General features: G+C 71.5%; 18 protein-coding genes and 2 tRNA genes. 15 read left to right on the plus strand and 5 right to left on the minus strand.

What is annotated here, in order from left to right; translation table 11 throughout:
- Positions 1-115 precede the first annotated feature (115 nt).
- Positions 116-1,285, plus strand: a complete 1,170-nt coding sequence (locus ACFV46_RS01350; protein ID WP_385496759.1) for a glycosyltransferase family 2 protein — start codon at positions 116-118, stop codon at positions 1,283-1,285.
- Here ACFV46_RS01350 and ACFV46_RS01355 read toward each other — a convergent pair.
- Together ACFV46_RS01355 and ACFV46_RS01360 are read right to left on the minus strand one after the other, a co-directional pair.
- Positions 1,257-3,299 carry a hypothetical protein gene (locus ACFV46_RS01355; protein ID WP_385496667.1) on the minus strand — a complete coding sequence of 681 codons (2,043 nt, stop codon included), beginning with the start codon at positions 3,297-3,299 and terminating at the stop codon, positions 1,257-1,259. The two genes, ACFV46_RS01350 and ACFV46_RS01355, sit on opposite strands and share 29 nt — an antisense overlap.
- Positions 3,300-3,415: 116 nt before the next feature.
- Positions 3,416-4,822: a polysaccharide pyruvyl transferase family protein gene (locus ACFV46_RS01360; RefSeq protein WP_385496668.1), complete on the minus strand. Its 1,407-nt coding sequence runs from the start codon at positions 4,820-4,822 to the stop codon at positions 3,416-3,418.
- Between the two features lie 190 nt (positions 4,823-5,012).
- Between ACFV46_RS01360 and proB the strand changes: the two genes are divergently transcribed.
- From proB to ACFV46_RS01385, 5 genes are all read left to right on the plus strand, one after another.
- Complete coding sequence (gene proB, locus ACFV46_RS01365) at positions 5,013-6,140, plus strand: glutamate 5-kinase (RefSeq protein ID WP_383655947.1); 1,128 nt, start codon at positions 5,013-5,015, stop codon at positions 6,138-6,140.
- Positions 6,141-6,337: 197 nt separating this feature from the next.
- Positions 6,338-6,793: a hypothetical protein gene (locus ACFV46_RS01370; protein WP_361924281.1), complete on the plus strand. Its 456-nt coding sequence runs from the start codon at positions 6,338-6,340 to the stop codon at positions 6,791-6,793.
- An 84-nt stretch (positions 6,794-6,877) separates the two neighbouring features.
- Entirely contained in the window at positions 6,878-8,164 is a 1,287-nt protein-coding gene (locus tag ACFV46_RS01375) for a glutamate-5-semialdehyde dehydrogenase (protein ID WP_151783966.1), read from the plus strand.
- Positions 8,165-8,325: 161 nt separating this feature from the next.
- Positions 8,326-8,922 carry a hypothetical protein gene (locus tag ACFV46_RS01380; RefSeq protein WP_361923899.1) on the plus strand — a complete coding sequence of 199 codons (597 nt, stop codon included), beginning with the start codon at positions 8,326-8,328 and terminating at the stop codon, positions 8,920-8,922.
- A gap of 155 nt (positions 8,923-9,077) precedes the next feature.
- Complete coding sequence (locus tag ACFV46_RS01385) at positions 9,078-10,160, plus strand: hypothetical protein (protein WP_385496670.1); 1,083 nt, start codon at positions 9,078-9,080, stop codon at positions 10,158-10,160.
- Between the two features lie 18 nt (positions 10,161-10,178).
- Here ACFV46_RS01385 and ACFV46_RS01390 read toward each other — a convergent pair whose 3' ends face one another.
- Complete coding sequence (locus ACFV46_RS01390) at positions 10,179-11,285, minus strand: M48 family metallopeptidase (protein ID WP_385496671.1); 1,107 nt, start codon at positions 11,283-11,285, stop codon at positions 10,179-10,181.
- 127 nt (positions 11,286-11,412) lie between these two features.
- On the opposite strand from ACFV46_RS01390, the gene ACFV46_RS01395 reads away from it, so the two are divergent.
- The 9 genes from ACFV46_RS01395 to ACFV46_RS01435 all read left to right on the plus strand — a co-directional run bounded on the left by ACFV46_RS01395 (position 11,413) and on the right by ACFV46_RS01435 (position 16,615).
- Positions 11,413-11,574: a hypothetical protein gene (locus ACFV46_RS01395; protein ID WP_361923894.1), complete on the plus strand. Its 162-nt coding sequence runs from the start codon at positions 11,413-11,415 to the stop codon at positions 11,572-11,574.
- 129 nt (positions 11,575-11,703) lie between these two features.
- On the plus strand, positions 11,704-11,868 hold the full coding sequence (locus ACFV46_RS01400) for a hypothetical protein (protein WP_361923892.1): 165 nt from the start codon (positions 11,704-11,706) through the stop codon (positions 11,866-11,868).
- 76 nt (positions 11,869-11,944) lie between these two features.
- Positions 11,945-12,583: a nicotinate-nucleotide adenylyltransferase gene (gene nadD / locus ACFV46_RS01405; protein ID WP_376726585.1), complete on the plus strand. Its 639-nt coding sequence runs from the start codon at positions 11,945-11,947 to the stop codon at positions 12,581-12,583.
- A 25-nt stretch (positions 12,584-12,608) separates the two neighbouring features.
- A complete protein-coding gene (locus tag ACFV46_RS01410; RefSeq protein ID WP_385496673.1) occupies positions 12,609-14,276 on the plus strand; it encodes an LCP family protein in 1,668 nt (555 codons plus the stop codon).
- Positions 14,277-14,373: 97 nt separating this feature from the next.
- On the plus strand, positions 14,374-14,820 hold the full coding sequence (gene rsfS / locus ACFV46_RS01415; protein ID WP_361923889.1) for a ribosome silencing factor: 447 nt from the start codon (positions 14,374-14,376) through the stop codon (positions 14,818-14,820).
- Positions 14,817-15,488 (plus strand): histidine phosphatase family protein, encoded by a 672-nt coding sequence (locus ACFV46_RS01420; RefSeq protein ID WP_151783962.1) that lies wholly within the window; start codon positions 14,817-14,819, stop codon positions 15,486-15,488. The genes rsfS and ACFV46_RS01420 overlap by 4 nt, the downstream gene beginning before the upstream one ends.
- 108 nt (positions 15,489-15,596) lie before the next feature.
- A tRNA-Ala gene (locus ACFV46_RS01425) sits at positions 15,597-15,669 on the plus strand.
- Between the two features lie 501 nt (positions 15,670-16,170).
- The gene (locus ACFV46_RS01430) at positions 16,171-16,404 is read left to right on the plus strand and encodes a hypothetical protein (protein ID WP_003976229.1); all 234 of its coding nucleotides are present in this window, start codon (positions 16,171-16,173) and stop codon (positions 16,402-16,404) included.
- A gap of 138 nt (positions 16,405-16,542) precedes the next feature.
- Positions 16,543-16,615 (plus strand) — tRNA-Ala (locus ACFV46_RS01435).
- Positions 16,616-16,747: 132 nt separating this feature from the next.
- On the opposite strand, the gene ACFV46_RS01440 is transcribed toward ACFV46_RS01435, so the two are convergent.
- Positions 16,748-18,370 carry an NADH-ubiquinone oxidoreductase-F iron-sulfur binding region domain-containing protein gene (locus tag ACFV46_RS01440; RefSeq protein WP_361923887.1) on the minus strand — a complete coding sequence of 541 codons (1,623 nt, stop codon included), beginning with the start codon at positions 18,368-18,370 and terminating at the stop codon, positions 16,748-16,750.
- Positions 18,367-19,692 carry a cytochrome b/b6 domain-containing protein gene (locus ACFV46_RS01445; protein WP_376726583.1) on the minus strand — a complete coding sequence of 442 codons (1,326 nt, stop codon included), beginning with the start codon at positions 19,690-19,692 and terminating at the stop codon, positions 18,367-18,369. The genes ACFV46_RS01440 and ACFV46_RS01445 overlap by 4 nt, the downstream gene beginning before the upstream one ends.
- Positions 19,693-20,088: the final 396 nt, after the last annotated feature.

Here is a 20,088-nt window from a genome sequence, read left to right on the forward strand (position 1 = left end):
CACGGCCGGCCGTCTAGTAGGTAGCGAATGAGGCGATACGGGGGAAATATGCCATTGACGAGGGGGAAACGTGACGCAGCCTGATGTGTCAGTGATCATCGGGGCGTACGAAGCGATGCCGTATCTGGTCGAGTGCCTCGCGTCGGTCGAGGCACAGACCATCGACCCGGAGCGCATCGAGGTCATCACCGTCGACGACGGTTCCACGGACGGCACGGGGGAGTACCTGGAGGAGTTCGCGGCCCGGGCGGCCATGCCGGTGACCGTGATCAGGCAGGAGAACTCGGGAGGCCCGAGCGGCCCGCGCAACGTCGGCCTGGGGAAGGCCACGGGACGCTATGTGTTCTTCCTGGACGCCGACGACCGGCTCGGTCCCGAGGCGCTGGAACGCATGGTCGCGATGGCCGACCGCAACGGCACCGATGTGGTGCTCGGCCGGATCGAGGGCGTCAACCGCGGTGCGCCCAAGTCGATGTGGGGCCGGACGCTGGACCGTACCGACGTCTTCTCGTCCAACATCCGCTACACGCTGAGCGCCCAGAAGCTGTTCCGCCGTGAGCTGCTGACCCGGCACGGCATGCGCTTCGACGAGTCGCTGTGGACCGGCGAGGACGCGCTCTTCACCATGGAGGCGTACCTGCGGGCGGACGGGGTCTCCGTGATCGCCGACTACACCTGCTACTACCTGGTGGGCCGCGACGACGGCAAGCATGTGACGAAGAGCGGCGGCTACGAGCTGCGCTTCGACTCCGCACGTGCCCTGATGCACCTGATAGCCGAGCACCTGCCGGCGGGCGAGCGCCGCGACCTGCTCATGACCCGCCCCCTGGTGGTCACCCTGCTCCCGCAGTTCGGGCCCCGGTTCGCCAAGGACAGTGAGAAGGTCCGCCGGCGCAAACTCGAACTGGCGAAGCCCCTCATGGACGCCTACTGGACCCCCGGCGTCGCCCGCCGGCTCAAGGTCGAGGAGCGGCTGCGGCTGCACCTCGTGGCCGAACAGCGGCCCGAACTCCTGGTGTCGGTGGCCCGGTTCCTCAAGGACAAGAAGCAGCCGGCGGTCCTCCTGGAGCGCGGCGGACGCCGTCTCTACCTCGCCTACCCGCACTTCCGCGACGCCGCGGCCGGCGTCCCGGACTCCGTGTACCTCGCGGAACCGCGCGAGGCCCGCGCCTACCCCGGCTACCGGGAGGGTGGCGCGGGCTCGCTGCTCAGGAGGGCGGCGCGCAAGGCGCGGCGGATGCTGAGATCCGCCGCCGCTACGGGTGGGCGCGCTGCGGCGGTGTAGCGGACCGCCGCTGGTCGGGGATCTCGGTGGGGACCTCCGCCGCCATCCGCTCCGCCATCCGCGCCCGGTGTGCCAGGGCCGCCGAACACAGCGCCTGGACCGCCCGGTTGAAGCGCTCCTGCGACGCCGGCTCGTCCGGCCCCAGCAGGTATTGCTTCAACTCGGCGCGTTCCTGCACCAGTTCGTCCCTCTCGGGATGCCGCACCGCGTCGAGCAGTGCGGGCACCCCGGCCGCGTCCGGGGTCAGGACCGTCGCCGCCCGGACGGTCGGGAACGTCTTGCGGAACACGTCCTCCGTCAGACCGCTGGTGTTGGCCACCGCGTACGGCTTCCCGCTCACCAGGAACTCGCTGATCACACTCGACACATCGCTGATCAGCAGGTCCGCCTGGTTGAAGCAGGAGTACAGGGTGGGCCGGACGTCGACGACGATCTGGTGCTCGCCCTCGGGCAGCGACGCCCAGTACGCCTCCTCCCAGGCGGCCGTCGCCCGCGTCACCGCCTCCGCCCGCCCGGGCTCCGGCGCCGACTGCACGAGCATCCGCTCGACCTGGTCGGCGCCGGGTCGCCCGGCGAGCGTCGTCAGCCGGTCCAGCTCCCGGGTCAGCGCGGCGAGTTCACCGGTGTCGCGGGGGCGCGGCACGGACCGCTCCCGGTTCGCCGCCCGGATCAGCTCGCGGATGCGCTGGTCGGCCGCCCCGGCCCGCGGGTCCACCGAACCGGTCAGCGGATGCGGCTTGTACAGCACCCGCACCCCGGGGTCGGCGAGCAGTGCCCTCACCACGTTCTCGCCGGCCTCGATCACCGAGGTGTTGCCCGGGTTGCCGTCCCAGCCCTCCCAGGTCGGCGCGTACAGGACCGTCGTCCAGGGACCGGTGGGCGGACCCTGGTACGGCAGGACGCCGTCCAGCTGGGGGCGGCCGATCTCCACGACGTCCTTGTCCTCGACGCCGACCTCGGCGTACGCGTACCGCTCCCGCGCCGCGGGACCCGCCACCCACACCTCGTCGTACGCCTTCGCGTACGGGTTGCACGACGACAGCTTGTCGCTCTCCCCATGGTTGACGAAGGTGTGCTTCAGCGTGGGGATGCGCAAGACCTGCGAGGTCTTCCCGGAGTTCGAGGGGTGGATGAGGACCTGGAGGGACGACTCCTCCAGGCGCATCAGCGTGGACACCTTCGGCAGGCACAGGATCGGCACGTCGGTCGGCGCGATCTTCTGCACCATGAACCGCTCGCGCAGCACGATCAGGGGCCGGCCCTCCAGCTTCGCGAGCGGCTCCAGCCACATGTTCGCCTGGTACGCCGAGGACGCGCCGCCGGAGAAGTACAGCCCGGCCGTCGGCCGGTACTCCGCCAGCCAGGCGTCCAGCCACTCCAGCGCCGCCCGCTCACCGACCGGGCGGCGGCCCGGCAGCAGCCGCAGCAGCAGATCGGCCAGGCCCAGGACGGCCAGCCCCAGGGACAGGGCCACACCGAGGGCCGCGCACCGGGGGTCGCCGGTGGCCGCCGTGACGAGCAGACCCAGGGTGGCCGGCAGCCCGAACAGCAGCAGACGGGGGCCGGGGCGGCGCAGCAGCAGCGGCGGCGCGGGGGACAGCCGCAGCGCGGAGGCGTCGATGTTGCGGGTGACGACCGGTAGCGTGCGTGTACGGCGGACCAGCACCGAGGCGGCCTGGATCGCGCAGTGCAGGGCGTAGAAGGCGAGCAGACCCCCGACGAGCGGGGTGTACAGCGGCTCCTGCTGCTCGCCGAGCCGCAGCAGGGCCACGACGAGCAGCAGGTCCCGCAGCACATGCCGCACGGTGATGTCCGCGTGCGACTTGGCGAACGCCGTCAGCACGACGCGCTGCCAGCGCAGCAGCACGCCCTCGACGGCCAGGGACACCGCCGTCGCGGCGAGCAGCAGCGGGACGTGGGGGCGCAGCGCCGCGCCGGCCTGGACGCAGAAGGCGGCGGCCAGCAGGGCCGAGACGAGTGCTCCCGCCGGGATGCGGGACAGGGGTGCGGGCAACGCGGTCACTCCAAGGTCGGCGCGGGACGTCGTGCGTCCGGTTCAACGCTCGGTGGCCCAAGGACGACACGCTCGGGTCGCCGGGTGCCTGGAGTGACCGCGGTGCTGCGGGGTGCCTACCGCCCGGACTGCAGCGCCCGGCGGATGGGGGCGCCCACCACCCGCCGCGCCCGCCGGTAGACCGACTTGGGGAGCGCGCCCCCGGCGGGCGTGGTCCGGGCCAGGTCGCGCCGCAACCGCTCGTTGTCCTTGGCGAGTTCGCCGACCCGGCGCTGCAGGAAGGCGAACCGGCCGGCCATCGAGGCGAGGTCGAACTCGTTCCAGGGGCGGATGCCCGCCGGGAAGGTCAGCGACCGCATCCGCTCGTCGAAGGCGGCGCCGCCGTCCCCGTGCGTGAACGTGTTCTCCAGGCCGTTGCGGTCCAGGAACGCCGTGAACCGCTCGAAGCGCTCCTGGTGCCCGCTCATCAGCGGGCCGAAGTCGGCCTCCTCGTACAGCGACGCCGGGTCCAGGTCCTCGGGCAGCTTGTCGATCCGGCGGTGCGGGATGCCGAAGTACCGGCACAGCTCCAGCGTCCGTGAGTCACCGCACAGCACGGTCGCCGGGGTGCCGGCGAGCAGCGCGGCGATGTTGCCGTGGATGCGGGAGCCGAAGGAGAAGTCGAAGCCGCGCAGGTCGTCGATCCAGGTCACCGGGTCGATGTAGACGCGGACCTTGTCCTCCCGGTACATCGGGTGCTCGGGATGCGTCGGCATCGCCGTGACCAGGCCGTTCGGGTCGGAGAGATCGCGCCAGTACAGCTGCCGGGCGTCGCTGAGGTTCTGCCCGATGAAGCGCAGGTGCGGATAGCGGGCGTGCGCCTGCTTCAGCACCTTGTCCAGGCCCTGCGACTTCACGGCGCTGTGCGAGCCGTTGACCGCGATCCGGGAGCCGGCGCCGAGGGCCGGCTCCTTCTTGGTGACCGTGAGCTCCTTGCCGTACAGGAACAGCGACGGGCAGCCGATCACCTCGACGTCCCGGAAGCCGAGGTCGTTGAGGTACTTCTCGGTGAACTCGCCGCGCACGCCGATCGAGGCGCTGCGGTCCAGCACGGCGGAGACGAACGCGCGTACGGCGGGCTCGATGCCCTTCAGCCGTGCCGCGTTGTAGCCGAGTCCGGCCTGCGCGCCGACGCCGACCACGATCACCGGGATGCGCAGCTTCTCGATCAGCCGGGTGAGCCGTTTGAGCTGCGCCTCGAACGACGGCCGGAACGCGTTCGCCAGCGGGATGACGAAGGCGTCGAACTCCTCGTTGATCCGGCCCGCCGCCGAGACGTCGGTACGGATGCCGTTGGAGACGACCTCCGTGCGCGGGGTCTCGAGAATCTTGTGGGTGGCGTCGCTGAAGATCAGGTTGCCGGAGTTGGTGGCGATGACGTCCTGTTCGAGGGCCTCCTCGACGGAGACGACGTCGTAGGGACTCTTGCCCGAACGGAGGAGAAGTCGCTGTGTGCTGCGGTGATCCTGGGGAGCGTGTGACACGACGTCACCCTAGATTTGCCGCATCTTTGATTTCCAGAGGCAACCGACGCAACCTTTTCACCGTACGCGTGTCGTGAGCAAGCGGTTACCGCCCGCCCTGTCCGGGAGCTGGAATGCCCGCGCGCCGCACGATCCCCTTCGCGTAGATTGCCGGAAGGGGAAACGGCGGACACGAGGGAAAAGAGCAGAGGTGGCAGGGGCAAGGCAGGCCGTGCACGAGGCCCGCAGGATCGTCGTCAAGGTGGGCTCGTCGTCGCTGACCACCGCCTCCGGCGGCCTGGACGCCGACCGGGTGGACGCGCTGGTCGACGTCCTCGCCAAGAGCCGCAGCGGCGGGGAGCGGGAGATCGTGCTCGTCTCCTCCGGCGCCATCGCCGCCGGGCTCGCCCCGCTGGGGCTGCGCCGCCGCCCCCGGGACCTCGCCCGTCAGCAGGCCGCCGCCAGCGTCGGCCAGGGCCTGCTCGTCGCCCGCTACACCGCCTCGTTCGCGCGCTACGGCGTCCGCGTCGGGCAGGTGCTGCTCACCAGCGACGACATGAGCCGCCGCGCCCACCACCGCAACGCCTCCCGCACCCTCGACAAGCTGCTGGCGATGGGCGCCTTCCCGATCGTCAACGAGAACGACACCGTCGCCACGGACGAGATCCGCTTCGGCGACAACGACCGGCTCGCCGCCCTCGTCGCCCACCTCGTCCACGCCGACCTGCTGGTGCTCCTGTCCGACGTGGACGGCGTGTACGACGGCGACCCCAGCAAGCCGGGGACCTCGCGGATAGCGGAGGTGCACGGCCCGCAGGACCTCGCCGACGTCGAGATCGGCAGCGCGGGCAAGGCCGGCGTCGGCACCGGCGGCATGGTCACCAAGGTCGAGGCGGCCCGCATCGCCGCCGCCGCCGGCATCCCGGTGGTCCTCACCAGCGCCGTCCACGCCGCCGAGGCGCTCTCCGGCGGCGACACCGGCACGTACTTCCACGCCACCGGCAAGCGCTCCGCCGACCGTCTCCTCTGGCTCCAGCACGCCTCCACCCCGCAGGGCTCGCTGACCCTGGACGACGGCGCGGTCCGCGCGGTCGTCGAGCGCCGCAAGTCGCTGCTGCCGGCCGGGATCGCCGCCGTGGAGGGCGAGTTCAGCGCGGGCGACCCGGTCGAACTGCGCGACGGCACCGGGCGCGCGGTCGCCCGCGGTCTCGTCAACTTCGACGCCAAGGAGATCCCCCAGCTCCTCGGCCGCTCGACCCGCGAACTGGCCCGGGAGCTGGGCGCGGAGTACGAGCGGGAGGTCGTCCACCGCGACGACCTGGTGCTGCTGACGTCCTAGAAGGGCCTCCTGCCGGCTCTCCGCGCACGCGGGAAAAGCCGAAAACAGGGGGAACACCCCGTTGTGAACGTCGTCATGAGGTGGACGTTCCGCAAAACCGCCCCACGAGCCCTTGCGGCCTGCTCAACTTTGTCTCACGGAGACATTCCGCCGACCATCCGGTCGGTCACTGCGTGAAGGAGGCCGTCGTGAGACGAGTGCGCCCTGGGACGGCGCCCCGCAGTGCCGGTGGGGGCTCGTCCCGCGCGGCCGGCGAGGAGCGCGCCTTGACGAGCGTCGCGGCCGGCGACCGGTTCGAGCAGCCCGAGGAACTGCCCCGCCTGTGGCACGTCACCCTCAGCGTCTCCGGCAGGGAGGCGCCGCTGAAGGACGTCCGCCGCTCGCTCGAACAGCTGGCCCACGACCACCCCTTTCTGCTGACCAGCCGGTACGCGAACGACCACGCGGAGATCCGCTACTGGGAGGAGGCCCGCGACCTGCACGACGCGGCCGCCGTGGCGCTGCGCCTGTGGGGCGAGCACCGCCAGACCGCGGGCCTGCCGCCGTGGGAGATCGTGGGCCTCGAGGTCATCGACCGGGAGACCTACCACCAGCGCATCGCGGAGGGGTACGGGCCGCTGCCGGCCACGCCGGTCGGCGTCCACCCCTTCTGACCGCCCCGTACGTCCCACGGGCCCGCGTCTCGCGGTGCGGAATGCGCGCTGGAACGATACGGCGGGCGCACTACCCTTCCTTGTATGACCTCGCTCTCCCCGTACGACGCCATGACCCCGGTCACCCAGGCCGCCTACCGCGCCAAGGCCGCCGCGGCCGACCTGGCCCCCCTGCCGCGGGCCGAGAAGGACGACGCGCTGCTGGCCATCGCGGACGCCCTGGAGGTCCGCACCAGCGAGATCGTCGAGGCGAACGCCAAGGACATCGCCAAGGCCCGCGAGGCCGGCACCAGCGAGGCGATCGTCGACCGGCTCACCCTCACCCCGGAGCGGGTCCGGGCCATCGCCTCCGACGTGCGGGACGTCGTCGCGCTGCCCGACCCCGTCGGTGAGGTCGTCCGCGGCTCGACCCTGCCCAACGGCATCGACCTGCGCCAGGTCCGCGTCCCGCTGGGTGTCGTCGGCATCATCTACGAGGCCCGCCCGAACGTCACCGTGGACGCCGCCGCCCTCTGCCTGAAGTCCGGCAACGCCGTGCTGCTGCGCGGCTCGGCCTCCGCGTACGAGTCGAACTCCGCGCTCGTCCGGGTGATCCGGGACGCCGTCGGCGGCGCCGGGCTGCCCGCCGACGCCGTGCAGCTGGTGCCGGGCGAGAGCCGGGAGAGCGTGCGCGAGCTGATGCGGGCCCGCGGCCTGGTCGACGTGCTGATCCCGCGCGGCGGCGCCTCGCTGATCCAGACGGTCGTCGCCGAGTCCACCGTCCCGGTGATCGAGACCGGCACCGGCAACTGCCACGTCTACGTCGACGCCCACGCCGACCTCGACATGGCCGTCGACATCCTGATCAACTCCAAGGCACAGCGCGTCAGCGTCTGCAACGCCGCCGAGACCCTCCTCGTCCACCAGGACATCGCGCCGGAGTTCCTGCCGCGCGCCCTGGACGCGCTCGCGGAGGCCGGCGTGACCGTGCACGCCGACGACAGGGTGATGGCGTACGCCAAGGACTCCAAGGCCACCGTCGTCGAGGCGACCGCCGAGGACTGGGAGACCGAGTACCTCTCGTACGACATCGCCGCCGCGGTCGTGGACTCGCTGGAGCGGGCGGTCGAGCACATCCGTCTGTGGACCTCCGGTCACACCGAGGCCATCGTCACCACCTCGCAGCAGGCCGCCCGCCGCTTCACCCAGCTGGTGGACTCCACCACGGTCGCCGTGAACGCCTCCACCCGGTTCACCGACGGCGGTCAGTTCGGCTTCGGCGCGGAGATCGGCATCTCCACCCAGAAGCTGCACGCGCGCGGCCCGATGGGACTGCCCGAGCTGACCAGCACGAAGTACATCGTCACAGGTGACGGGCACATCCGGCGCTGATCCGGGGCCCTCTCCGATTCGGCCGCCGGGCGCCCGCGAGAAGCCTCGGGGCGCCCGGCGCACGCCCCCGGCATATGCGTCCGACACGCGCCCCCGCACACGTCCGTGCCACGGGAAGGGCGTCTCAGCAGGCGGATGAATTTCCATACCGTCTGCCCAAAATGACCCCCCAGGTCTACTCTGGATCCGTGCCGGAGGACGTGGGGGGCACGCCGTTCCCTGACGGCTGGGAGCCCGACGACGACCACGACCACGGGGTGTCGGACGAAGAGTTCGCCTCCGTGGTCTTCGACGAGGCCTTCGTGCAGGCGGCCGTGGTGCACGAGCCGACCGCCGTCGAGCGCCTCCTGGCCGCCGCGCAGGCGAGAGCCGAGGCCTCCGAGGCGGAGGCCCGCCGGGCCCTGGGCCGCGGCGACCGCTTCGACGAGGCCTACGGCGAGCTCACCGGCTTCGGCCGCGACCCCGACTTCGACGACCTGGACGACCGCCACCTTTTCGAGGACGGCTACGGCGGCTCCGGGGCGTTCGGCAAGCAGGTCCGCTGGCATCGCCCGGTCGCCTGGGTCCTCGCCGTCGTGATGGGCGTCGGCATGGTCGCGCTGGCCTTCGCCGCCGTCTACCGGGGCGCCTCCTCCAGCAGCGGCGACCAGGCGCCGGTCCCGGCCACCACCGGACTGGAGCAGGGCGGCGGGCCGGTGCCCTCGGCCTCCGCGGACTACTCCCGGCCGACCGTCTCGGCGATCCCGCGCACCCCGTGACGGAGGGGGCACCACACCCTGACGCAGGGGGCACCGAGCCCTGACGGAGGGGCACCGCGCTCTTTCGGCCGACCGGCCGAATCCGGTGAGGACCCGTCAGAAGTTGTCCTGGGCACGGGCGTTTACCCGGGCTCCGCGAGACCTACCCTGAAGATATGGGAGGGTCAGGAGACCCACCTGAGGGGACACCCGAAGGCGGCCCCGGAGGTGGCGAGGACGAATACCGGTCCGTCGTCTTCGACGAATCGTTCGTGCGGGCTGCCCGCCTCCAGGAGTTCTCCGCCCAGGAGCGCATCACCGATCACGCCCCCGCCGTCCGCCGCCTCCCGCCGCTGCGCAGAGGGCTGTCCCGGCAGGCCCTGATCCTCGTCCTGCTGATGGCCGTCGCCTTCGGCACCGCGATCTACATGGGCGTACGTCATCCCTACCAGGCCCCCGACGGCTCCGGGCCGCCCGCCGAGCCGCTGCGGATGACCGTCATCCCGCTCGCCCCCCGTGGCGAGGTGCCCGGAGCGGGCGACACCGACCTGCTGTACGCGCGCAGCCCCGCCGCGCAGTTCCGCGTCGGCGCCGAGGGCATCCCGCTGCCCGCCGCCCGGCGCACCGCGCACTTCTCGGACAGCCAGGTCACGGGCGCCCTGACGATCGCCAAGGACTACATCGTGCGGTCCTCCCTCTACCCCGAGGTGCTGACCGGCGACCGGACCCGCCCGGTGCGGATGCTCCTCGACCCCGACCAGCTCGACCAGTTCGACCGCAGCTTCAGTCACCCCGCCCCCGACGGACGGCACGCGCCGACCGGCTGGCTGGTGCGCTTCGACCCCTCCCGGACGGAGCTCGCCGACCGGGGCATCCGGGTGCAGGGCACCCTCCAGGCGGCCGAGACCGACGCCGCCACGCTGGAGGTCACCGCCGACCACACCTTCGTCTACGCCCTGCGCCCCGTACGCGAGGCCACCGGCGGACGGAAGGCCGACGCGTCGCTGTTCACCCTGCGGCGGGAGCTGCACTTCCGGTTCGACCGCGAGGACCTGCGGCTGCACCAAGCCCAGCTGGTCGTCTCCTACGTCCAGGCCGGGCCGCTGTCCTGCGCCGAGGACTCCGTGAACCGGCTGCACCCGCTGCTGGCCGGCCAGACCGCCAAGGAGGGCGGACCGGCCGGCACCGACCCGTACGCCACGGGCGGGGCGCCGGCCCTGTGCGGCTCGCTCGCGCCGGGCGCCCAGCCGAAGGTGTGAACCGTCCGCCTCAGGGCGTCAGGCCGGGCCGCCCGCGGCGCCGTCGCCGTCCTCGCGCGCGGGCCCGTCCTTCGGCGCCGAGCCGGAGCCCGTGAAGCCGCCGAAGCCCCTGCGCACCCGGCCGCCCAGGTCGCCCGCGCCGCCGGCGATGTCCGAGACGAGCTTCATCAGCGGGTCCTTGGACGCCTTCACATGGTCGGCGTAGTGGGACGCCGACTCACGGAAGGAGTCGGTCACCGACGTGTCCTTGTCCTCGGAGCGGCGCGGGTAGTGGCCGTCCATGATCCGCTGGAAGTCGCGGGACTCCGCCCACCGCTTCAGCTCGGCCGCGCGGACCGTGGTGAAGGGGTGCGAACGGGGGAGGACGTTCAGGATCTTCAGGACCGAGTCGCGCAGGTCGCCGCCCGCCTCGTACTCCTCGGCCTGCTTCAGGAAGGCGTCCACGTTCATCTCGTGCAGATGGTGGCCGCCCGCGAGCTTCATCAGGCCGCGCATCGACGCCTGGAGGTCCTGGCCGACGAGCAGGCCCGCCCGGTCCGCGGACAGCTCCGACTTGCGGAACCACTCCCGCAGCGCCGTCACGATCGCCATGATCGCCAGATTGCCCAGCGGGATCCACGCGACCCTGACCGCGAGGCTGGTCAGGAACAGCAGGATCGTGCGGTACACCGAGTGACCGGAGAGCGCGTGGCCCACCTCATGGCCCACGACGGCCCGCATCTCCTCCTCGTCGAGCAGCTCCAGCAGCCCGGTCGTGACCACGATGATCGGCTCGTCCAGGCCGATGCACATCGCGTTGGGAACCGGGTCCTGGTTGACGTACATCGGGGGGACCTTCTCCAGGTCCAGGATGTAGCAGGCGTCCCGCAGCATGTCGTTCAGGTGCGCGAACTGCTCGTCGGAGACCCGGACCGAGTCCGACAGGAACAGCAGCCGCAGACTGCGCTCGGGCAGCAGGCCGCTGAGCGCCTTGAAGACCGTGTCGAAGCCGGTGAGCTTGCGCAGGGCCACCAGGGCGGAGCGGTCCGCGGGGTGCTCGTACGCCCGCGAGGAGATCCCCGGGAAGCGCGTGCGCCGCCTGCTCGGCACCTGCTCCCGCCCGCTGTGCTCGTGGCCGTCGGACATGTTTTTCCCCCATGTGCGTGAGTGTGGCCCTTTGCGGACCCTTGTGCGGCCCTTTGCGTCCCCGAGGCTGGGCCCAGCCTAGGCGGAGTTACCGTGGACCGGCACTACAGCGAAGGAGTTCGGCGTCATGGAGCACATCACCGCGGCCGCCTGGGTCACCGAGGCCGCACGCGCGGCCGAGCAGCCGGGCTCGGGCAATCTGCTCCGGATCGTGCTGATCGTGATGGTCGTGGGCTGTGTGCTGACCGCGTGGTTCCTGCTGCGGGGCTACAGGCAGAAGGACGACTGAGCCGCGGGGAAGGTTCCCCGGGCGGGCCGGAGCGCCACCAACGGTGGAGTCGGCGTGATCGCCGTCATGGTGGCCGCATACGATGAGCCGACGTCTTTATCCCGCCCACACCGATAGGTCACGCCGAAGATGAGCTTCCACAGCGCAGCTGCCCAGTTGGTCACCCTCGCCGCCGAGGGCGAGGAGCACGGCGGCAACCACGACAGCATCAGCCCGCTGCTCACCGGCGGCGGCGCCTTCGTCATCCTCCTCCTGCTGCTGTGGGTCACCACCCGCTTCAACCGCGACCGCTGATCCCGGCCGGCCTCCAGGCTCCGCCCGCGCGACCGCCGGCCGGGGCTCTCAGGCGGGGCCGGTAGGGTCTGCACGCATGGGAGAGCAGGACATGCCTACCGGCCCCGGTAACGGACCGACGAACCCCGGCAAGCGCCGTCTCGGCGTCATGGGCGGGACGTTCGACCCGATCCACCACGGCCACCTCGTCGCGGCCAGCGAGGTCGCCGCGCAGTTCCACCTGGACGAGGTCGTGTTCGTGCCGACCGGCCAGCCGTGGCAGAAGAGTCACCGGCACGTCTCCCCGGCCGAGGACCGCTATCTGATGACGGTCATCGCCACGGCGGAGAACCCGCAGTTCTCCGTCAGCCGCATCGACATCGACCGGGGCGGCCCGACCTACACCGTGGACACGCTGCGCGACCTGCGCGCGCTGAACCCCGAGACGGACCTCTTCTTCATCACCGGGGCCGACGCCCTCGGCCAGATCCTGACCTGGCGCGACTCCGAGGAGCTGTTCTCCCTCGCGCACTTCGTCGGAGTCACCCGCCCCGGCCACCAGCTCGACGACGCCGGCCTGCCCGAGGGCGGCGTCTCCCTGGTCGAGGTCCCCGCGCTGGCCATCTCGTCCACCGATTGCCGTGCGAGAGTCGCGAGGAAGGACCCCATCTGGTATCTGGTGCCGGACGGTGTCGTGCGCTACATCGACAAGCGCGAGCTGTACCGCGGCGAGTGAGGCGAGTGAGCCGAGAGGGGCTACGGTGAACGACCGATACGACGCGGGCTACGGGGACGTCCCGTACGAACTGGTCGGCTACGACGAGTACGGACAGCCGGTCTACCGGCAGGTCCCGGCGCAGCAGCAGCCCCAGCAGCACTACGACCCCTACGCTCAGCAAGGCTACGGATACGACCCGTACGCGACCGGCGCCCAGCAGCAGCCCCCGCCGTACGACCCCTACGGCGACACCGGTCCGCAGGCCCCGGCCCCCGCCTACGACCCGTACGACACCGGCACGCAGGCGCCCTACGACCCCTACGGGCAGACCGCCGCCGACGGCCGCCGGCCCCGGGTCGCCGAGCAGACCGCCTACATCCCGCAGCAGGCCGGCCCGGCCGAGGAGCAGGACACCGGCACTGGGGAGCGCGCCGACCGGGACTACCGCACCGAGCAGTTCGCGTTCGTCGAGGAGCCCGACCAGGACTCCGAGGACGTCATCGACTGGCTGAAGTTCACCGAGAACCGCACCGAGCGGCGCGAGGAGGCCCGGCGGCGGGCACGCGCGCGCGTGATCGCGCTCGTCGTCGTCCTCGCCCTCGTCGCGGCCGGCGGCGTCGGCTACCTCTGGTACGCCGGGAAGCTCCCGGGCCTCGGCGGCTCGGACGGGAAGACGAACAGCGCGACGCCCGCCGGCGCGCAGAAGCGCGACGTGATCGTCGTCCATCTGCACAACACCGCCAAGGGCGGCACCTCCACGGCCCTGCTCGTCGACAACACCACCACGAAGCAGGGCACCACCGTCCTGCTGCCGAACTCCCTCGCCCTCGGCTCCGACGACGGCAGCACGACCACCCTGGCCAAGTCCGTCGACGACGACGGCTCCTCCGGCACCCGCGACGCCATCGACACCGTCCTCGGCACCGAGATCCAGGGCACCTGGCGGCTGGACACCCCCTATCTGCAGAACCTCGTCGACCTGATCGGCAACATCGAGGTCGACACCGACGTGAACGTCCCCGACCCTGCCGCCAAGTCCAAGGGCGCCGCTCCCCTCGTCCGCAAGGGCAAGGCGCAGACCCTCAGCGGCAAGACGGCCGTCGCCTACGCCACCTACCAGGGCTCCGGCGAGGCCCGGAACGCGCAACTGCAGCGGTTCGGGCAGGTCCTTCAGGCCGTACTGCGCAAGCTGACCTCGGACGCCGGTGGCGCCACCACGACCGTGCGGACCCTCGGCATGATCATCGAGCCGCCGCTGACCGAGAAGGACCTCGGTGCGTTCCTCGCCCGGCTCGCCGACCTCGCCAAGGGCGGCGACTACAAGACGGCCCTGCTGCCCGTGCGGGACGACGGCACGCTCAGCGAGGAGGCCAGCGCGAGTGTCGTGAAGGACGTCCTGGGCGGCACCGCGAAGAGCCCCGACAAGGACGCCGCCGTCCGCGTGTCCGTCCGCAACGCCAGCGGCGTCGAGGGCAACTCCGCCAAGGCGCGCGTGGTGCTGCTCAACGGCGGCTTCACCTTCCTGGAGGGCGGCACCGCGTCCGCCGCGTCGACCAGCCAGGTCCGCTACGCCGACGCCGCCGACAAGGCCGACGCCACCGAGGTCGCCAAGACCCTGGGCCTGCCCGCGGGCGCGGTCACCAAGGGCGACGTGTCGGCGAACGCGGACGTGACGGTCGTCCTCGGGCAGGACTACCACCCGTCCTCGTGAGCACCCGGCACCCCACGTGCGCCCGTATTCACGTGGGGTGCTGTCACCGGTCCGTGAGACCCTTGGAGACAAGTGCCCACCGACCGAAAGCCTTGTAGTGACCGCTACCGACCGTTCGACCGAGCTCGTCCGCACCGCCGCGCAGGCCGCCGCCGACAAGCTCGCGCACGACATCATCGCCTACGACGTGAGCGACGTCCTGTCGATCACCGACGCCTTCCTGCTCGCCTCCGCGCCCAACGACCGCCAGGTCAAGTCGATCGTCGACGAGATCGAGGAGCGGCTGAACAAGGAGCTCGGCGCCAAGCCGGTCCGCCGTGAGGGCGACCGCGAGGCCCGCTGGGTCCTGCTGGACTACGTCGACATCGTCGTCCACGTCCAGCACAGCGAGGAGCGCGTCTTCTACGCCCTGGAGCGGCTGTGGAAGGACTGCCCCGAGCTCGACCTCCCCGAGGACGCCAAGGCCACCCGCGGCAAGGCCGCCGAGCACGCCGAGCTCCAGGCCGCGGAGGAGGCCGCCGAGCTGGACGGTGAGTGGCGGTGAGCGCCACCGGTGAGGTGACCGCCGGCCGCCCCGGCCGGGGCCGCCGGCTCATCCTGTGGCGGCACGGCCAGACCTCGTGGAACGTGGAGCGCCGCTTCCAGGGCTCCACGGACGTCGACCTCACCGAGGTCGGCGTCTCCCAGGCCCGCCGCGCCGCCCGGCTGCTCGCCGGCCTCAAGCCGGACGCGATCATCGCCTCCGACCTCCGGCGCGCCGCCCGGACCGCCGCCGAGCTGGCGGAGCTCACCGGCCTGGAGGTGACCCACGACGAGGCCCTGCGGGAGACCTACGCGGGCGTCTGGCAGGGCCTGACGCACGAGGAGATCATCGCCCGGTACGGCGAGGAGTACGCCGCGTGGAAGCGCGGTGAGCCGGTCCGCCGCGGCGGCGGAGAACTCGAGACCGAGGTGGCCGACCGCGCCGCCCCGGTGGTGCTGCGGCACGCCGAGAAACTCCCCGCGGACGGCACGCTGGTCGTGGTCAGCCACGGGGGCACCCTCCGCACGACGATCGGCCGTCTGCTGGGCCTGGAGCCGCAGCACTGGGAGAGCCTGGGCGGCCTGTCGAACTGCTGCTGGTCCGTCCTCGGCGAGGGCGCCCGCGGCTGGCGGCTGCTGGAGCACAACGCCGGCACCCTGCCGGAGCCGGTGCTCGGCGACGACGACTGACGCCGACGGTCCCGGCCGGGGCGGCCCGGGACCCGGATTTCACTTTCCGGCAGGTCGCAGGCTAAAGTTCTTCTTGTTCGCCCCGCTGAGCGGGAAGAACAGCGACAAGGGGCTATAGCTCAGTTGGTAGAGCGCCTGCATGGCATGCAGGAGGTCAGGAGTTCAATTCTCCTTAGCTCCACAGCGAGACAACAAGATCCCGCCGATCGATCCGATCGGCGGGATCTTTGGTATCCGGCACGGTGTCCTGACCAACCTCCTCAGGCGCGGCGGCGGTTCGCACGGGACACGTCCCGAGCGAACTGTTCCGCTCCTGCTTGAGTGACTCGGGCCCCGCAGGCGTATACCTCTCCAGGAGGCGTCCAGGCGCGGTGGACGCGCGGTCCCGTACGGCGACGGGCCCGCCGTGTCCGGACTGGTACTGAGGCGTCGCTGACCGTATTGGCCCGGCCGTGGCAGAATCAAACGGCCGGAAGGGGGCGCGTCCCGACGGGAGGGAGCAGTGATGCCTGCGAGCATCCTCGGAGAGGTCGGTCACCTCTTCGAGACGGCATTGGCACGGGACACGATCACTCGCCTCAGCTGCCCTTCCTGCGGTTCCGCCCATGTCGCCCAGCTTCTCGGGGACAACGGCGGAATCTCCTACGTGTGCACGGCCTGCGGCCACAGCTGGAGCTGATCGATGGGTGCACACAGGCGAAAGTGCGACTGGTGCGGCAGCGGAACGCCGATCGTCCGTGACATGGAACCGGTGAACCCCGACTACCAGTACTGGTGCGAGGAATGCGCGCGGGCGCTGATCATAAAAGGCGACCCCATCGAGACCTACCGGGAACTCGAGGGCGAGCCGATCTACGGGCGGCTGCTCGAGGAGCACTGCACGCTCAAGCGCTTCTATTCCTTCGTCACGGCGTGACGCTTCCGCGGGTCCCTCAACTGTCATGAAATCCGACATTGATGGACATGCCGGGCGCAGGGGTAAAGGATTTGGTGCTCCACCCTCTCGACCGGTAATGTTGGCGTCGCCGCCGGGGAGACCGGGCGGACGAAGCAAGGGGCTATAGCTCAGTTGGTAGAGCGCCTGCATGGCATGCAGGAGGTCAGGAGTTCAATTCTCCTTAGCTCCACAGCGAGATCCCCCGGGTCGATGAGACCCGGGGGATCTTTTTCATGTGCGTGCCGCGCGGGTGCCGTTGCGCGGGGACGCACGAAGGGGCCGCCCGGATCGGACGGCCCCTCTCGCGCGCGTGGACGGCCCCTCAGCGGCCCAGCGCCCGCCGGCCCCGGCCCTCGCGGCCCTGGGACAGCACCGGCAGGTTGGAGCGGGACGTGTCCTGCGCCCGCGTGTCCTCCTCGATGCGCAGGGCGAGCGCCGGGCAACGCCGCACCGCCCGAAGGGCCTTGGCCTCCGCGTAGCGCGGCACCCTGGCCTGGGCGACGGTCGGGAAGCCGTCGGCGCCGAGCTGGAAGACCTCCGGGAGGATGTCCGCGCACAGGCCGTGGCCACGGCACAGCGTCCAGTCGACGAAGATCTTCTGCCGGCTGGGGCCGTCCTCCTCGGCCTCGCCGCCGCCCGGGATGCCCGTCGGAGCCCTGCCGCCCTCGAACAGCGGCAGAACGCCCTCCACGGGCCGTCCGCAGCCGTTGCCGAGGACATGGGCGGCGAGGTCGTCCGTGAACGCCTTGATGGTCGACTCGAGGAACATCGCCGAGCCGTCCGGGTGCGAGCAGGCACCGCGCCGCTTCACGTTCTTGGCGACCTGCTTCAGCGCCTCCAGGGCGGCCGGGCCGCCGCCGTTGATGATGTCCTCCATGCCGCGCGCCGCGGCCGGCAGACCGAGGTAGCAGGGCCCGCACTGGCCGGCGCTCTCCTCGGCCAGCCACTGCGCCACCCGCAGCGACTCGCCCAGCGGGCAGGTCTCCTGACTGATCGGCAGAATGGCGCCGGCGCCCAGCGAACCGCCCACCGCGTCCAGCGAGTTGCGCGAGACGATCGCCTCGTTCACGGTCGCCGCGTCGATCCACTTGCCGTGGTAGCCGCCGGTGAGCACGCCCTGCGGGATCGGCGGGGCCCCGGCGAGCTGGAGCACGTAGCGCAGCGGCACACCCGTGGGGACCTCGATGACCATGGGGCGCGCCACCGCGCCGGAGACCGTGAGCATCACGGTGCCCGGCTCGTCGTACAGGCCGGTGTTGCCGTAGCGCTCCGGGCCGATGCGGGCGGCGATGGCCAGCTGGGCGAACGTCTCGGCGTTCGACAGCAGGGTCGGTGCGCCGCCGACGCCGTTCTGCGAGGCGCTGACCTTGCGGCCGGGCGGGATCGCCGGGCCGCCGTCGATGGAGCGGACCAGGGACGCGGCCGCGCCGGTCACCATGCGCACCGGGTTGCGCTGCACGAACGCGCGCAGCGCCGAGCGGCGGCTGTTGCTCAGGCCGCGTTCGGCGAGCGCGGCCTCCATGGACCGCTGGGTGGACTCCCGGGTGACCCCCACCACGAGCGTGCGGGCTCCCAGGGCCTCGGCGACCAGCAGCGCGCCGTCGAGGATCAGGTGCGGGGCACGGTTGATCATCACCGTGTCCTTGCGGCAGGCCGGTTCGTCCTCACTTCCGTTGACGACGACGACCGGCCGCACCCCGCGCTTGATCGCGGACTCGGCGACCGAGCGCAGCTTCTTGTGGAAGGGGAAGCCCGCGCCGCCGCGCCCCTTGAGGTTGATGTTCTCGGCGAGCTTCGCGAGCTGCTCGCCGCCCATCGGTTCCAGCGGCCCGTGCACCTTGAGGTGCATGGGCAGATCGAGCCGTTCCACAAGGTCGAAGCCCGACGTGAGCTGGGGAAGACCGACCACGCGGACTTCGGGAACGTCGGGCAGGGCCTCGTTCACTTAAAGCCTCCGGAAGGCGTGTTCCAAGGTTCGCCCGGACCCGGTGCGTCGAAGTCGTAGGGGGCACCGGGCATCGTTTGGGTGGCGGGACCGCTGTTGTTGTACGTGTCGTTCTGGTTGTACGTACCGAAGACGGCGTTTGTCTCGGAGGTGTCGTACACATCACTCGACCCGTAGCCCGCGGCGCCGCCCGCGTAGGACGGGGCGCCCGGGGTGCCGTAGGCGGGGATGTTGTTGAAGCCGGTGTCGTTGAGCGGGTCGTAGGCCGAGGGGGGCGCCTCGCCGACCGGCGGCGGGGAGGGGATCGGCCAGCTGCCCGTGCCGCCGTCGGCGCGGGGGGTGGGCTGGGTGTCGAACGGCAGGTCCATCCGGGCCGTCCGGTCGGCGCCGTACGGCTCCTGGCGGCCGTCGGAGCGCGGGGAGACGGCACGGTAGGCGGCGGCGAAGCCCCCCGTGGTCTCGGCGGCCGACGCGGGTTGCGCCGGCATGCCGGGCAGGGGTCCGCCGCGTTCGCCGCGCGAGGAGCGCCGCTCGGCGCGCGGGCTGTCGGAGCCCGGTGCCGCCGATCCGGAGGCCGCCCGCGCGCGGCTCTCCTCCAGGCCCTCGCGGACACCCGGCTCGTTGCCGATGATCTGGGCGATTCGGTCGGCGACCTTGCGCTTGACCGGGCGCGGGGCGGCGCGCAGCGCGAGGGCGGCGGCGACGCCGACCACGCACAGCTCGTAGCTGACCATGAAGAAGGTCTTCGCGGGGCGCCCGGCGAACAGGCCGTGGATCAGGGCGGCGCACCAGGCCGGGTAGGCCAGCATGTGCATCGCGCGCCAGCGTGCGGCGACCGGCGCGGGGGAGGCGAACCGGTTGCGCAGGGCGCCGGTGACGCCGACGAAGATCATGAGCAGCGCGGCCAGCGAGCCCAGGCCGATCAGGAAGGCGCTGCCCGGGATCTCGTCGCCGCCGAAGAACACCAGGCTGAACGGGATGATCGCGGCCATCAGGCCGGCATGGTCCAGCGCCAGCTTGACGCCGATGTGCACCAGCAGGAAGGCGATCGAGGCCACGGCGGTGACCCGGTGGACGCCCTGGGCGATGATCCGCTGGCGGGTGTCGAGGATCATCCGGTCCTGGGCGACCAGGCCCCAGATCACCGAGCAGGTGAGACACACGAGCGACAGGACGCCGGCACCGAAGTTGAGGAACTGTTGGAGCCAGCTGCCGCCGAGCAGGACGACCAGGGGGATGAGCAGCAGAACGGCGGCCGACGCCACCCCGTAGGCCGACCGGCCCGGTTGGGGGAGCGAACTGTTACTACGACGAGGGTTCATGGGGGCAACTCCGAGCGGTTCGGGAAGGCGGTCCCGGTGCCGCACTCTAAGTGGCTCCATACCGGGGGGTACGGCGTTTGAGTTATTGCGTTGTTATCTACGGGCCGCGAGGGGCGTCCGATGTCCCTTAGCGTCTGTTACGCCAGGTAACGATTGAACATCGTTCAGCTTTTCCATGTCTTCACAACTCTCAGGTACGCAGACGGGGGCACGGATGTTCAGGCGCGCGCCCGCCGGAACTCCGTCGCTCCCCGCTCCGGCGCTGCGGTACCCTGACGCCATGCGTGCCGTACGCCTTCTGCTTAGCGAGCCGCGCTGATCACTCCCGACCACCGGGCGATTCGGATGGTCGGCATCGGCGCGGCGTCCCCTCCTGTGCGAGGGGATTTTTCGTTT

The organism is Streptomyces sp. NPDC059852, assembly GCF_042731455.1.
Lineage (GTDB): Bacteria > Actinomycetota > Actinomycetes > Streptomycetales > Streptomycetaceae > Streptomyces.

What these genes read in the sequence shown, in the direction of transcription:
- ACFV46_RS01350 (WP_385496759.1), top strand. Translation starts at nt 116, where the DNA reads ATGCCGTATCTGGTCGAGTGCCTCGCGTCGGTCGAGGCACAGACCATC.
- ACFV46_RS01375 (WP_151783966.1), top strand. Translation starts at nt 6,878, where the DNA reads ATGACCTCGCTCTCCCCGTACGACGCCATGACCCCGGTCACCCAGGCC.
- ACFV46_RS01380 (WP_361923899.1), top strand. Translation starts at nt 8,326, where the DNA reads ATGACCCCCCAGGTCTACTCTGGATCCGTGCCGGAGGACGTGGGGGGC.
- ACFV46_RS01385 (WP_385496670.1), top strand. Translation starts at nt 9,078, where the DNA reads ATGGGAGGGTCAGGAGACCCACCTGAGGGGACACCCGAAGGCGGCCCC.
- ACFV46_RS01390 (WP_385496671.1), bottom strand. Translation starts at nt 11,285, where the DNA reads ATGTCCGACGGCCACGAGCACAGCGGGCGGGAGCAGGTGCCGAGCAGG.
- ACFV46_RS01395 (WP_361923894.1), top strand. Translation starts at nt 11,413, where the DNA reads ATGGAGCACATCACCGCGGCCGCCTGGGTCACCGAGGCCGCACGCGCG.
- ACFV46_RS01400 (WP_361923892.1), top strand. Translation starts at nt 11,704, where the DNA reads ATGAGCTTCCACAGCGCAGCTGCCCAGTTGGTCACCCTCGCCGCCGAG.
- nadD (WP_376726585.1), top strand. Translation starts at nt 11,945, where the DNA reads ATGGGAGAGCAGGACATGCCTACCGGCCCCGGTAACGGACCGACGAAC.
- ACFV46_RS01430 (WP_003976229.1), top strand. Translation starts at nt 16,171, where the DNA reads ATGGGTGCACACAGGCGAAAGTGCGACTGGTGCGGCAGCGGAACGCCG.
- ACFV46_RS01445 (WP_376726583.1), bottom strand. Translation starts at nt 19,692, where the DNA reads ATGAACCCTCGTCGTAGTAACAGTTCGCTCCCCCAACCGGGCCGGTCG.